This is a genomic window from Hominimerdicola aceti, from assembly GCF_025567495.1.
Classification (GTDB): domain Bacteria; phylum Bacillota; class Clostridia; order Oscillospirales; family Ruminococcaceae; genus Hominimerdicola; species Hominimerdicola aceti.
This window is the reverse complement of record NZ_JAOQJZ010000001.1, coordinates 346,711-360,662: the sequence shown is the minus strand read 5'-3', so window position 1 is coordinate 360,662 and position 13,952 is coordinate 346,711. Positions and strand designations below refer to the sequence as shown.

Annotated in this window: 16 protein-coding genes; 5 read left to right on the top strand and 11 right to left on the bottom strand. The window is 43.1% G+C overall.

The window, feature by feature from the left end:
* Positions 1-8: 8 nt before the first annotated feature.
* Positions 9-1,388, top strand: a complete 1,380-nt coding sequence (locus OCV57_RS01840) for an NAD(P)/FAD-dependent oxidoreductase (RefSeq protein WP_022286769.1) — start codon at positions 9-11, stop codon at positions 1,386-1,388.
* A 59-nt stretch (positions 1,389-1,447) separates the two neighbouring features.
* Here OCV57_RS01840 and OCV57_RS01835 read toward each other — a convergent pair whose 3' ends face one another.
* From OCV57_RS01835 to OCV57_RS01810, 6 genes are all read right to left on the bottom strand, one after another.
* Positions 1,448-2,059 carry a cytidylate kinase-like family protein gene (locus OCV57_RS01835; protein WP_138338869.1) on the bottom strand — a complete coding sequence of 204 codons (612 nt, stop codon included), beginning with the start codon at positions 2,057-2,059 and terminating at the stop codon, positions 1,448-1,450.
* A gap of 12 nt (positions 2,060-2,071) precedes the next feature.
* Positions 2,072-2,782: an ABC transporter ATP-binding protein gene (locus tag OCV57_RS01830; RefSeq protein WP_022286767.1), complete on the bottom strand. Its 711-nt coding sequence runs from the start codon at positions 2,780-2,782 to the stop codon at positions 2,072-2,074.
* A 13-nt stretch (positions 2,783-2,795) separates the two neighbouring features.
* Positions 2,796-3,554, bottom strand: a complete 759-nt coding sequence (locus OCV57_RS01825) for an ABC transporter ATP-binding protein (RefSeq protein WP_267300303.1) — start codon at positions 3,552-3,554, stop codon at positions 2,796-2,798.
* Position 3,555: 1 nt separating this feature from the next.
* Positions 3,556-4,575 (bottom strand): branched-chain amino acid ABC transporter permease, encoded by a 1,020-nt coding sequence (locus tag OCV57_RS01820; RefSeq protein WP_081856082.1) that lies wholly within the window; start codon positions 4,573-4,575, stop codon positions 3,556-3,558.
* 143 nt (positions 4,576-4,718) lie between these two features.
* Positions 4,719-5,600: a branched-chain amino acid ABC transporter permease gene (locus tag OCV57_RS01815; RefSeq protein WP_041337265.1), complete on the bottom strand. Its 882-nt coding sequence runs from the start codon at positions 5,598-5,600 to the stop codon at positions 4,719-4,721.
* A gap of 220 nt (positions 5,601-5,820) precedes the next feature.
* A complete protein-coding gene (locus OCV57_RS01810) occupies positions 5,821-7,023 on the bottom strand; it encodes an ABC transporter substrate-binding protein (RefSeq protein WP_022286763.1) in 1,203 nt (400 codons plus the stop codon).
* Positions 7,024-7,336: 313 nt separating this feature from the next.
* On the opposite strand from OCV57_RS01810, the gene OCV57_RS01805 reads away from it, so the two are divergent.
* Genes OCV57_RS01805 through OCV57_RS01795 form a run of 3 tightly spaced genes read left to right on the top strand, consistent with a single transcriptional unit; the run spans position 7,337 to position 8,422 of the window.
* Positions 7,337-7,579, top strand: coding sequence for a spore coat associated protein CotJA (locus OCV57_RS01805; RefSeq protein WP_117876544.1), 243 nt, complete (start codon positions 7,337-7,339; stop codon positions 7,577-7,579).
* Positions 7,563-7,826, top strand: a complete 264-nt coding sequence (locus OCV57_RS01800; RefSeq protein WP_195387745.1) for a spore coat protein CotJB — start codon at positions 7,563-7,565, stop codon at positions 7,824-7,826. Before OCV57_RS01805 ends, OCV57_RS01800 begins: the two co-directional genes overlap by 17 nt.
* Complete coding sequence (locus tag OCV57_RS01795) at positions 7,826-8,422, top strand: manganese catalase family protein (protein WP_118159827.1); 597 nt, start codon at positions 7,826-7,828, stop codon at positions 8,420-8,422. The genes OCV57_RS01800 and OCV57_RS01795 overlap by 1 nt, the downstream gene beginning before the upstream one ends.
* A gap of 46 nt (positions 8,423-8,468) precedes the next feature.
* Here OCV57_RS01795 and OCV57_RS01790 read toward each other — a convergent pair whose 3' ends face one another.
* Positions 8,469-9,146, bottom strand: coding sequence for a TVP38/TMEM64 family protein (locus OCV57_RS01790; RefSeq protein ID WP_046440726.1), 678 nt, complete (start codon positions 9,144-9,146; stop codon positions 8,469-8,471).
* Between the two features lie 349 nt (positions 9,147-9,495).
* On the opposite strand from OCV57_RS01790, the gene OCV57_RS01785 reads away from it, so the two are divergent.
* Positions 9,496-9,672, top strand: a complete 177-nt coding sequence (locus OCV57_RS01785) for a hypothetical protein (RefSeq protein ID WP_195246244.1) — start codon at positions 9,496-9,498, stop codon at positions 9,670-9,672.
* Positions 9,673-9,711: 39 nt separating this feature from the next.
* Here the strand turns inward: OCV57_RS01785 and OCV57_RS01780 are convergent, their stop codons facing one another.
* From OCV57_RS01780 to OCV57_RS01765, 4 genes are all read right to left on the bottom strand, one after another.
* Positions 9,712-10,347, bottom strand: coding sequence for a sortase (locus OCV57_RS01780; RefSeq protein ID WP_267300302.1), 636 nt, complete (start codon positions 10,345-10,347; stop codon positions 9,712-9,714).
* Between the two features lie 43 nt (positions 10,348-10,390).
* The gene (locus OCV57_RS01775) at positions 10,391-11,371 is read right to left on the bottom strand and encodes a Cna B-type domain-containing protein (RefSeq protein WP_267300301.1); all 981 of its coding nucleotides are present in this window, start codon (positions 11,369-11,371) and stop codon (positions 10,391-10,393) included.
* Entirely contained in the window at positions 11,361-12,215 is an 855-nt protein-coding gene (locus OCV57_RS01770) for a class C sortase (RefSeq protein ID WP_394804260.1), read from the bottom strand. Before OCV57_RS01770 ends, OCV57_RS01775 begins: the two co-directional genes overlap by 11 nt.
* Positions 12,216-12,346: 131 nt before the next feature.
* Complete coding sequence (locus OCV57_RS01765) at positions 12,347-13,933, bottom strand: isopeptide-forming domain-containing fimbrial protein (RefSeq protein WP_267300340.1); 1,587 nt, start codon at positions 13,931-13,933, stop codon at positions 12,347-12,349.
* Between the last annotated feature and the right edge of the window lie 19 nt (positions 13,934-13,952).

Here is a 13,952-nt window from a genome sequence, read left to right as displayed (position 1 = left end):
AAATAGTTATGGCTCAGAATTATGACGTAGTTGTTGTCGGTGCAGGTGCAGCCGGCGTATTCATGGCATACGAATTTGTCAAGCTTGACAAAAACATAAAAGTTTGCATTATTGATCAGGGCGGACCTGTCAGCAAGCGTAAGTGTCCTATAGATGGCAAAAAAGTTAAGTCCTGCATTCACTGCAAGGTATGCTCCATTATGCACGGCTTCGGCGGTGCAGGCGGAATGTCGGACGGCAAATATAACATCACAAACAATTTCGGCGGTGACCTTTACACATTTACCGGCAAGGAAAAGGCTATCGAGCTTATGCAGTATGTTGACAAGATAAACCTTGAAATGGGCGGTCAGGACGCTAAGCTTTATTCCACAACTTCTTCCGACATCAAGGCAATGGCTCTGAAATATGACCTCCACCTCCTTGACGCTCAGGTAAGACACCTTGGCACTGACAGAAATATGCAGATACTCCAGAACATCTATGACTTTGTCAAGGACAAGATAGACATAAAATTTTATGAAAGTGTTCAGGGTATAACAGGCAAGGAGAACGACTTCACTGTTATCACAGACAAGGACGAGTATCACTGCTCAAACGCTGTTGTTGCGGCAGGAAGAAGCGGTTCAAAATGGATTTCTGAGATATGTGACAACTTTGGTATCAAAAGGCGTTCAAACAGAGTTGATATCGGCGTTCGTGTTGAGATACCTGCGGCTGTTTTTGAGCATATCACAAGCAAGGTATACGAAAGCAAGATAGTTTACCGTACAAAGAAATACGGCGACCTTGTAAGAACATTCTGCATGAACCCATACGGTGAGGTAGTTACCGAGAATACAAACGGCATCATCACAGTAAACGGACACAGCTATGCTGACCCTGCGCTGAGAACTGAGAACACAAACTTCGCTCTGCTGGTATCCAACACATTCTCTGAGCCTTTCAAGGACTCAAACGCATACGGTGAGTCTATCGCAAGGCTGTCTAATATGCTTGGCGGTGGAGTGCTTGTTCAGCGTTTCGGTGATCTTGTTGCAGGCAGACGTACAAATGAACACCGCTTTGGTCAGACGTTCCTTAACCCTACTCTCAAAGCTACTCCGGGCGACCTGAGCCTTGTTATCCCAAAGCGACAGCTTGACGATATTATCGAAATGATATACGCTCTGGATAAGATAGCACCCGGTATGGCGAATATCGACACGCTTCTTTACGGCGTTGAGGTCAAGTTCTACAATTCAAGAGTTGACGTTGACGAGAACCTTGAAACTGCTGTCAAAGGTCTTTACGTCCTAGGCGACGGCTCAGGCGTTACGCACTCTCTGTCGCAGGCTTCTGCATCAGGAGTATTTGCCGCAAGGACTATTTCAGAAAAATTCAACTGATTTCATATATCACAAAAGCCGCACTGCAAAAAATGCAATGCGGCTTTATTTTTTATGCCTTACTCTTCAAGAAGCTTTATATATCCCTCAATGATATCAACGCACTTGTCATAGCTCATGTCGCTGGTATCAAGACACAGATTGTAGTTTTTCGCATTTGTCCAATCCCTGCCTGTGTAGTGACGATAATAATCGCTTCTCTCCTTGTCTGTCTTTTCGATTATCTTGACAGCCTCTTTTACAGAAACACCATACAGATCGACGATATTCTTGACCGCAGTTTCCATATCAGAATATATGAAAACCTTAAGCACGTCTTTTCTGTCACGGAGGATATAGTCAGCACATCTGCCAACTATTACCGCAGGCTCTCTGTCTGCAAGCTGCTTTATTATCTTCGCCTGATAATTGAAAAGATTTCTGTCAGAAGTAAAGTCGTGATCATCAGGGTCAAGAAGCTCACCCTTGTAAACTCCGCCCTTTCTCAGAAAAGAACCTTTCAGTTTTTCATCAACAAGCCCGAAAAAGCGTTCATTTATACCGCTTTCGTCGCTTGCAAGCTTTATAAGCTCCTTATCATAATATTTTATACCCATATCCTCTGACAGCATTTTTCCTACAGTTCTTCCGCCACTGCCGATTCCCCTTGCAATGGTTATGATCCTTGCCATAAAGCTCAACTCCTATTCACCTAAATATGCTTTCTTGACCGACTCATCATTGATAAGATCAGACGCCTTGCCTGACAGAACTATCTTGCCCGTTTCAAGAACATAAGCTCTGTCTGAGATAGCAAGGGCTTTCTTTGCGTTCTGCTCAACAAGCAGTACAGTTGTGCCGCTCTTTCTTATGTCCTCGATTATCTTAAATATGGTTGACACAAGTATCGGTGACAGACCCATTGACGGCTCGTCCATTACAACTATCTTAGGTCTTGACATAAGCGCCCTGCCCATTGCCAGCATCTGCTGCTCACCGCCTGAAAGAGTACCTGCTATCTGATTTTTTCTTTCTGCAAGTCTAGGGAAACGCTCGTATATATCCTGAATATCCTTCGGTATATTCTCCTTGTCTTTTCTTGTAAATGCTCCAAGCTTAAGGTTATCAAGTACTGTGAGGTTTTGGAATATTCTTCTTCCCTCAGGAACGTGTGCTATACCCATTTCCACGATCTTGTGTGCAGGAGTTTTAGTAAGCTCCACGCCGTTGAATTTGATAGAACCCGATTTTGCAGAGATAAGACCTGTAAGGGTATGCAGAGTGGTGGTCTTTCCTGCTCCGTTTGCGCCGATAAGGGAAATGACCTCGCCCTCGTTTACCTCAAAGGAGATACCTTTCAAAGCGGCTATCATGCCATAATTGACGTGCAGATCATTGATTTCCAACATTGCCATTTTACTTACCCCCTTATTCGCCCAGATATGCGGTGATAACTTCAGGATTTTTAAGCACTTCCGCTGTCTTACCCTCACAAAGGAGCTGACCGAAGTTCAGCACAGACAGCTTTTCGCAGATACCTGAAACAAGGCTCATATCATGCTCGATAAGCAGCACCGTCATATCAAAATTATCTCTTACAAAGCGGATAGTATCCATAAGCTCCGCTGTTTCGTTTGGATTCATGCCGGCAGCAGGCTCGTCAAGAAGCAGCAACTTCGGCTGTGTTGCAAGGGCTCTTGCGATCTCAAGCTTTCTCTGATCGCCATACGGAAGTCCAGAAGCAAGCAGACTCGCATTATCGTCAAGCTCGAAAACCTTCAGAAGCTCCAGCGCCTTTGCGTCCATTGCCTTTTCAAGTTTGAAATATCTTGGAAGTCTGAACACACCTGTAAAGGTGCTGTATTTATAATGATTGTGAAGTGCGACCTTGACGTTGTCAAGCACCGTCATATCCTTAAAAAGTCTGATGTTCTGGAATGTACGGGCAATGCCTGCACGGTTTATTTCGATAGTGTTTTTGCCAGTAATGTTCTTTCCGTCAAGAACGATTGTGCCGTCTGTTGGCTTATAAACGCCTGTGAGCATATTGAAGATAGTGGTCTTTCCTGCTCCGTTCGGCCCAATAAGACCATAGAGCTGACCTTTTTCTATTGTTATGCTGAACTCGTCAACTGCACGGAGTCCGCCGAATGAGATGCCGAGATTTTTTACTTCAAGAAGTGCCATATCACTCAGCCTCCTTTACTTTTTCACGCTTGAACAAAGCCTTGAACTTAGCAGTATTTGCACTGATAAAAGTCTTTGTTTTTTCATTTGAAGTTATTATCATCATTACGATAAGGACGATAGAATAGATAAGCATTCTGTAGCTGTTTATGCTTCTTAGCATTTCTGGAAGCAGAACAAGCACGATAGCTGCGATAACACTTCCTCTGATACTGCCTATACCGCCCAGAACAACGAATACCAAGATAAGGATAGACAGGTTATAGTCAAACTTAGAAGCCTGGAGCGTATAGAAGTTATGAGAATAAAGCGCACCTGCACAGCCTGCAAGGAATGCAGTCAACGCAAAAGTAACAAGCTTATACTTTGTGATGTTAAGACCTACAGACTCGGCTGCGATAACATTATCTCTGATAGCCATTACTGCTCTTCCCGTTCTTGAATATACAAAGTTATAGGCAATGATAAGAGTGATAAGCAACATAACAGCGCCGATAATGAATGTAGAATCGTTAGGTGTGCCGCTTATACCCTGAGGGCCGTTCAGTATAAGCTTTCCGTCAGGCTCAAGGTTAAGGTTTGATAGACTTTTGAGAGAAACGTGAACACCCTTAGAATCATAACCAAGGTAAAGTGCTGCGAAAACGTTCTTTATGATCTCACCGAACGCAAGTGTAACGATAGCGAGATAGTCACCTTTAAGTCTGAGAACAGGTATTCCTATAAGTATGCCGAACACTGCGGCAATTATTCCGCCTATAAGGATAGCCAAAGGAAATCTGATCCACACATTTTCAATAGTTTCAGAAGTAACGATAGAGAATATCGCACTTGTATATGCGCCAACGCACATAAAGCCTGCCTGACCCAAGCTAAGCTCGCCAAGTATACCAACTGTCAGGTTAAGGGATACTGCAAGTATAGAGTATACACACAGAGGAACAAGAAGTCCTGTGAGCATACTTGAGATATATCCGCCGCTGCTGAGTATCTGCATTACCACAAAGGCAACTATCACCATTGCGTATGTGATAAAGCTTTTTCTGGTCTGCGGCTTAAAAAACTTTGTTTTTGCGCTAGCCCCTTCTTTTTTCACAAAAAACCAATCCTTTCAGATAAAACAGAACTGCAAAGCAAGTCTGCTCGAAAATTTTAAGTTGACTTTTATACCTTTTCGCTTATCTTCTTGCCGAGGATACCTGTAGGCTTGATGATAAGCACAAGTATAAGAACAGCAAAAACGATAGCGTCGGCAAGCTGTGGTGAGATATAGGCACGTCCAAGTATCTCGATAACACCGATAAGGATACCGCCGATCATAGCGCCCGGTATTGAGCCGATACCGCCAAATACCGCCGCAACGAACGCTTTGATACCAGGCATTGCGCCTGTGGTGTTCTGAAGCGTAGGATAAGCTGAGCAAAGCAGTGCGCCTGCAATTGCGGCAAGACCTGAGCCGATAGCGAATGTAAGAGAGATAGTGCGGTTGATGTTTACGCCCATGAGCTGAGCTGCACCTCTGTCCTCAGATACTGCAAGCATTGCACGTCCGCTCTTGGTTTTGTTGATGAACAATGAAAGACCAACTACAATGAGTATAGATACGATTATTGCAACTGATGTTTCTCCGGAAATAACTATCTGTCCGTCAAAAAGCTTGATGCTCGGCACGTTTACAACTGATGTAAAGTTTACAGGCTTTTCACCGAATATAAGCAGTGCGATGTTCTGCAAAAAGTAGCTGACGCCTATGGCAGTGATAAGCACCGCAAGCGAAGTAGCTTGTCTGAGCGGCTTATACGCCACCTTTTCGATGACTATACCGAGAAGTGTGCAGGCAATAACTGCAAGAACTATAGATAGCCAAGAGTTTAGTCCCCATGTGGTCATGCAGGTGAATATAACATATCCGCCCACCATAATAACATCGCCGTGTGCGAAGTTAAGCATTTTGGCAATACCGTATACAAGCGTATAGCCCAAAGCTATAACTGCGTATATACTGCCGAGGCTTATTCCGTTGATGAGGTTATTAAGAAAACCCATATACAAACATTCCTTCCTTTTGGAATAGACAAAGCACAAGATGTAATCACATATATTACATCTGTCCTTGTCATAAACACAATATACAATAAATTATAACATAACCCCGTAGTTTTTGCAACACATTTTAATAAAATAAATCAAAAAAACCGACAATTTTTCGCAATTGCCGGTTTTTTTCATATCAAGCGTACTTTTTGTACGCACTTCATTTCAGCTATTACTGAGCAGTAGAAGCGGCAATGTCATCAGCTGTCAGTGCAGAATAAGCACCATTCTTGATGATAACAGCCTTAGGGTCCTTAGATACGGCACCGTCTTCGCCCCACTTCATGCCTGTACCTGTAAGTCCGTCATATGAGAAGTCCTTATCAGAGATAGCTTTTTTGAGCTTATCGCAGATATCAGAAGCAGACATATCAGCTGTGATGCCTTCCTTCTTCATGAGTTCTGCAAGTACCATTACGCCGTCATAAGCGTCTGCAGCGAACTGGTTAGGTGTTTCGCCGTTGTAAGCGTCCTTATACTTCTTAACGAAGTCCTGAGTTGCCTGATCCTGAGCGTCGGCAGCAAATGGTGTAAGGAGCATTACGCCCTCGCAAAGTGAAGTATCAAAGTTCTTGATAGAAAGAAGTCCGTCAAGACCGTCGCAACCGAAGAATGTTGGGTTGTAGTTAGCTGACTTGCACTGTGTAAGGATAAGTGAAGCCTGCTGATAGTAGATAGGCAGGAACACGAGGTCTGCGCCTGCATTCTTAGCTGCGCTTATCTGAGCTGAGAAGTCAGTCTTGCTGTCCTTTGTGAATGACTGCTCTGCAACGATATCAAGACCCTTAGCCTCAGCCTCGGATTTGAATGTGTTGAAGATACCTGATGAATAAGCGTCAGAGCTGTCGTAAATTACAGCTATCTTTGTAGCAAGCTTGTTTTCTGCGATATAGTCGGCAGAACCTTTACCTTGGTTAGGGTCAGTAAAGCAAACCTGGAAACAGTTATCGTTCTTGATAACGTCCTGAGCTGAAGCAGAAGGTGTGAGCTGGAAGATGTTATCCTGCTTTGTCTTTTCAATAACTGCGAGGCAAGAACCTGTTGTTACTGTTCCGACCATTACCTGCATACCATTGTCTTTCAGTGCGTTATAAGCATTTACAGCCTTATCGCCTGAGTCAGCCTCATCGTCCTCGAAAACGTATGAGAGCTTTGTTCCGTTTATTCCGCCTGCGTCATTTACGTCCTTGACAGCAAGCTCGATAGCATTCTTAACAGCAACGCCGTACTGTGCAGCGTCACCTGTGAGCGGACCGCTGCAGCCGATAACGATAGTATCGCTGTTCTTTTTTGCACCGTTTCCGCAACCTGCAAAGCAAGAAACTGCAAGGGCAGCCGAAACTGTTAATGCAAGAATTCTCTTGACATTTTTCATAATAATCTCTCCTTCGATCACATATGTCACTGCATATGCTTTTTTCAATAGTATTAATATAACACGCAGAAGCCCGATTTGTCAATATTAAATCTTACAAATTTAACGTTATTTAAACTATGTTTATTGTTACAAACAATATGCGCGTTCACAGAAAATTAATTTTGTGTATTTTCAATGAACGATTTGCAAGTTTTTTTATAATATCCTGCATACATACACCACTGACTTATAAGCTGCATATGATAAAACAGCCACACGAAACCTGTGGTATATGAGATTCAGACAACATAAGGAGTGAACTTATTTGGATATGTTTGACAACCTGTCGTTAGGCAGGATACTTGCTGACGACACAGAGGATAACACACCTGCCTGCCCTTTTCCGAAAGGAAGATTTCCTGAGGACACGCCGCTGGCAATGGCATATGTGCCTTTTCAGATGTGGGAGAAGCCTTATGAGGCAGATGTAGGACTTTCAAGAGGAACTATCTTCCCGTCCATAGACAAACCTTTTATAGGAGAGGAGGCTGTAAAGAATGCCCATACTAAGTGAAAAGGAGAGGCTTCTTAGAAAGATACAGGCGTGCAGCTTTGCCCTTGTAGAGGCTAATCTTTACCTCGACAGCCACCCTACCTGCAGAGATGGTCTGGCATATTTTGCACGACACAAGGCAGAAAAAGAGAAGCTTATTGCTCAATACAATGAGAAATACGGACCATTGACGATCACGCAGAACAATTCGTCCAAGAAATGGGAATGGGTAACATCACCTTTTCCGTGGGAAAGGAGTGCTGACTAATGTGGCAATATGAAAAAAAGCTGCAATACCCCGTTAAGATCGCTAACCCTAATCCTGCTTTGGCTAAGGTCATTATCTCGCAGCTTGGTGGGGCTGACGGCGAACTTGGTGCAGCGCTTCGCTATCTCAATCAGCGTTACTCAGCCCCCTGTCGTGAGGTGCAGGCAATACTCAACGATATCGGCACGGAAGAACTTGCCCACATCGAAATGATCGGCACTATTATCTATCAGCTGACCCGTGACCTCTCCCTCAAGGAAATAAAAGACAGTGGCTTTGACACCTATTTTGTTGACCACACTACAGGCGTTTACCCTATAGCCGCCTCTGGTGTACCATTTTCTGCGGAAATCTTCCAAAGTACCGGTGACGCTATTGCTGATATACACGAAGACCTTGCTGCTGAGCAAAAAGCCCGCCTGACCTACGACAACATTCTCAGGCTTGCTGACGATCCTGATGTCCGTGACCCTATCAAGTTTCTTCGTGAACGTGAGATAGTCCACTATCAGCGCTTCGGCGAAGGACTAAGACTTATTCAGGATATGCTTGACAGCAAAAATTTCTACGCTTTCAATCCTAGCTTTGACAAATAATAAAAAAAGCGGGCTGTTGTTATCAGTCCGCTTTTTTGTACATATATCAAAAATCTTCCTTGTCCATCTGCTTGCCGCTCCTGCTGACCTTTTTATTAAGTATCAGCGAAAAAGCCAGCGTTGCGGCTATGAGTGCTATCATCACAAGCACTGATTTTATTGTCAAATGCTTCAACTGTGCTCCAATATATGTCTGCACAAGCATTTCAGGCATCACTCCCATTATCGAGCCTAGAAGATATGGTCTGTAAGGCATTCGCAGTGCGCCGTGTATCATTGAAACAAGGTCGCCCGGCACAACCACCACTGCCCTTGAAATGTAGGAGGCGAACAGATTATTGTCATGCCCATAATTTACAAGCTTTCGTGCCTTAGGATATTTCATCTCAATAACACGCATGATATCGCCACCAGATATTCTTCCCACAAGATAAGGAACAGTAAAACACACCGATAGTCCTATTACATTCAACAAAATGCCCACCCAGAACGGATATATTGCACCCACGCACACAAAAATAGCCGCAAGTGGGAATACCACCGACAAAGACTTCAATCCATAAAACCCCAGAATAACAAATGCGGCAAGCCACAAATTGTCCGGGCAATAACTGAGTATCTCAGAAAACTCATGGTCTTTCAGAAAAAGAGCACAGCAAAATATTATGATAATAGTTAAAGCAAAGGGTACATATCTTCCATATTTTCGCACAAAGCTATCCATAACTCCTCGCTTCTCTCCAATTCTTTAGGGTATTATACCATATTTGAATGTTCAATTAATTATCAATCAATGAAAACTGTGTTACAACTTTCGCTGTCAAAACAAATTTATACTTTATCGTTCGTCAAATTGACCAACCATTCTCATTTTTGCACAATATCCCACTATCACTATAATTTTTATAAGTAGAATTATGTCGTCTTATGTCGTGAATTGTTCTTAAACAAGTCGATTTCTGTTTTAATTTATGTATATCTGATTAATAGGTTAAATTTGTACAATATTGCTATTGACCAACGTACCAATTAATGTTATAATTAATTATAACAATTATTTGGGAGGTATTTTTATGAGATACACAGTATACAACAAAGCAATGAAACGTCCAGTTTTTCAAACAAACAACCTTGAAGAAGCCATTGACTATACACGCCGCCACCCAAGAAAGTCAAGACGACACTGCATATACGATGACAAACTAAAAACTTTTGATATAAAAAAAATAAGACTTGCCGCAGGAATATAAAACGCACAGGGTGTAGAACTCTGTGCGTTTTTGATATATTTATGAATAAACAAGTCTTACAGTCACTCTGCTGTAACCGCTCCATGTGCAGGTGAACAAGGTCAGATCCCAGTCGCTGCCACCACCTTTTATGAGCGATGGCGAATCCCAGCCGCTCAGCAGTTCGCTGTTTGTGACAGTATAGTTAAATTCTCTGCCATAAACATCGGTGAAAATAACCTCGTCACCTGAGCTGAGCTTATCCAGCTTATCAAAAAAGCCTGTGTAATTGTGAGCGCAGATTATAAGATCATTGTCTACACGTCTGCCGCTGTACTGACAAGCTGCGGTATTCATTGCAGCATAGCTCCAGCCACGAGTCACAGGAAACTCCTGCCCCAGTGTCGGGAATGAAATCAAGCCTATATATGAGTTGCCGTCAAGCACGATATCCTTATCCGGGTCATCTATCTCGCTGTCCATGGATCGACTATCGTCAAAAATGTCAAAGGGTGAACTGCTGTCGCTATCCCCTGCACTGTCTGAGATCTGCGTTTTCAGGTCACTCAGCACAGCCTCCATCCTTTTATTACTTTGCTTTTCATGAAAATAGTTGTAATAATTAAGGGATAATGCCGCCGCTATCAGCATTATCCCCATTATTATCAACAAAAGTCCTAGCTTTTTTTTAGTCACTATTTTTCTCCTGTTGTAAAGTCGAGCCTATGTGGTTTCGCCTTTATTTCTCTTTTCTGCTTACTCTCCAGCCTGCCGCGATAAGGATAACTCCACCGCCTATAAGTACAGGCACCGGCCAGTTGAGCGAACCAGTCTGTGGTATATTGTCAGGCGTTGAGCTTAATGAATCAGAGCCTGACGAGCTGCTGTCAGGTGTGCTTGAACTACTATCTGTATTACTCGAACTGTCTGACTTATATGTGTTCTCTATAAGAAACAGCTTGTCATTGTTTTTGGTAACAACTGTGTAGTTGGCAGGAATATCTATCTCCTTAACTGTCCACTCAGCCGCAGTATCATCTTTCCAGAAATACTCCCAATTGTTGTCAGCGTCAAGAGTAACAGTATCGAAAAGCTTGCCATCACGATATATCTCCACCTTGATACTATCAGGTATGAGCTTTTCCTGACCATCAGGAACTATCCACGACTTTCTTACACCATAATCACTGTCCCCTGCTGGGATCTCTTCGTATGTGAACTTGGTGTAAACTGTTATCTGACCCTCAGCCACGATATCCTTATCTATCTCGATAAGTGACGGAGAAGGTGTAAACTTAGCTGTTGTGTTTTCAAAACTCTTGCCTGAAACAAGATACAGACCCACAGAATCAGCAGAAAGCTTTACTTCACCGTTTGCGTCCGTCTTGCCTGTTGAAACTGGTGTTATGCCATCGGTTTTTGCGTAGTTGTCGAGAGTATCAGCGACAGCCTGCATTTTTGAAGCGTCAGTAAAATCAGACATATCTATAGGATAATCGCTGAACTCTCCGGTAAGGACAAAGTCAGCTTCTTTACGCTCACCGACCTTATATATGCTCCACTCGGCATTACTAACAGTCGTTGTATCATTTTTGCACACTATATCCACATTGATATTATCCGCTGCAAAAGCTGAGATCGTCATGCTTCCCAAGGCTGAAACAGCCATTGCCGCCGTACACAAAACAGCCTTTGCAAGCTGAGAAAATTTAAGTTTCATCTTTGCTACTCTCCTTATCAGGTAGATTTTCAACATTATCGTCACTCTCTGGCTTATCTAGCATTGCCACAAGCTCATCATTAGAGATTTTTTTGCGTTTTGAATCCACAAACCACCACACAAGCAGTACCACAAACAATGGTATTGCTACAAAAGGCACGACCACAAGAGAATCGAGCTGAACAGCGTCTGCCGTTATTTTTGAAACACTCTTTGTATCGTCCGCAGTTTCAACTCTCTTTGCACGAACAAGAAGCCTGTGAGAATTGACTCCGTATGGTGTACAGGTAGTCAACGTAACATGATCCTCACCTGGAATAATGTTCAGCTTATCCATTTCATTAGGCAGAACTATATAAACAGCCTCGACCTCATATGTATAGACCTCTTTCAACACTGTTATAGTGAACTCATCGCCCTCTGCAAGCTTATCAAGGTCGCTGAAAAGCTTTGCCGACGGCAGACCTCTATGTGCAGAAATTACCGAATGAGTGTCAGCTCCGCCAACAGGCAGGCTCGAACCCTGCAGATGTCCCACAGCGACATTTAACACGCCGTCACTTGTGCCATGATAAATAGGCAACTCCACCCTTATAGTCGGAATGGAAATATAGCCCATAACACCCGTCCCCGTGATATCCAGGATATCCTCATAGCCCTTGACCTTATCATAATCCACAAAAGGTCGGGCAAGCTTTGCTATCTCTTCATTATATTTTCTGGCTTGGCTGAGTATCTCTTCATTCTCCTTGTCAGAAAGGTCATTTGCCGCTTTCTGATAAGTCGCCACCGCACGGCTTTGCGTTTTTGAATTCCACCAATCGCTTATTGTTGGATATAACATCACGGAGAGCCCCACAAGCAATAACAAGACCAATAAAATTGTAGTTGATTTACCGCTTTTCTTCCTCATGGAGTCCTCCCTGATGCCTGCCGACCGAGATCGGCAGGACAAAGGTAAAATAAATTCAAAAATTAGTCGTTCTTAGCTCTCTTCTTAGCAATGAGAAGCACACCTGCGCCCAGTACGATAGCTCCGCCTACACCGTAGAAGATCTGAGTACCGATACCGCCAGTTGTTGGAAGTGAGCCGCCCTTCTGGTTTATGATCTTAACTGTTGAACCGCTTGTGCCTGAATCAGTGCCGTCGAGCATACGAATGGACTGAAGCGTATTAGCAGGATCATATGTTGTGTCAAACTTGAACTCATATGGATCAGCTCTGTTATACTGAGCAGGAGCTTCTGTCTCAACAAGCTTGTAAGTTGTCTGATCATCAATGCCCTTGATAGTGAACTTACCTGTTGCGTCTGTCCAGATAGTATCTACAGAGCCTGCCTCATCGCCAATCTCAAGTCTGTAAACATTGTCTTCTATCTTGACAAGTCTGATAGCATCGCCATGAACATTTCTAAGCTGGAATGCAGCATTTGCAAGAGGCTCGCCCTTTTCGTCTACCTTGTTACCAACAAGTGAGAATGTCCAGTCATAAACTGTAACCTTAGGTGTTTCACCTTTCTCCTTACCTGTTGTGTCCTGAGGATTGTTTGAATATGTCAGATAAGCTGTGTTAGGGTTATTGTCTTTTGAATTAGGAAGTGTACCTGTTACAACGTTAGCGTTCTCGTTGAGTTTAGCAGAATAGAGAGTTTCGATCTTATCAACATTTGGATATTTTTTCAGAAGCTCCTTGATATCGAAAGTAACATAGAATGTCTCTTTGAAATCAGCAGTGCTTGGATCATCAACACCTACAGTTGTGTTAGGACCTACTGTAACAGGAGTGATCTCATTGCCGCTAGCGTCATAGTATTTGTAAGTAAGGTTATTATTGAATGTAAGACCCTCGCTGAGCTGGTCACGAACTGTGTATGTATACTTGTCATAAGCTGATACATCGCTTGGTATAGTTGTTGTGATCTTGAATTCTACATCGTCACCAATTGCGTTGTCGCCAACATCGCCCCATGAGTCATTCTCATTGTGCTTGATCTGCTTTGTAAGTGTTGGCTTCGTCTTCTTTGGAGTAACGTTTGTTGTGCCTGAAACGTTAAGGATAAGAGCTGAGTTAGCCTTATCAACACCATTATTTTCTGTTGCATCGACAACGAGATAATAGCCAGCATTTGGAAGTGGAATAGTGTACTCACCGTTATCTTCATAGGCGGTTACAGACTTATTGTCGATGATGCAGGCAGAAGCGGCTTTTGCAAACTTTGCAGTATCTTCCTTTGTCCAATGATCTGCATCTGATATTATCTTTGCAACGTCTACTGCGCTCTCGGCACTGTCAAACTGAGACATATAAGTGCTAAGACCAGAAGTTTTCAGGCTGGTAAGCAGAGCATCGCCATTAATGCCTTTGCCCCACTTGATAGTATTTGTTGCAGATGCCTGGTCAAAGATCTGATAAGCCTTATATACTCTGTTTGTATCAGAATCCTTGATAACAATGTTATTAACGCCAGCATCAGTAGTAGCAAATACTCCGAATGCTGATGTTGCAGCAATAGCTGAAACTGACATAACTGTTGCAGCAGCAAGAGCTGCGAATTTCTTCATCTTCACAATTAATTATCCT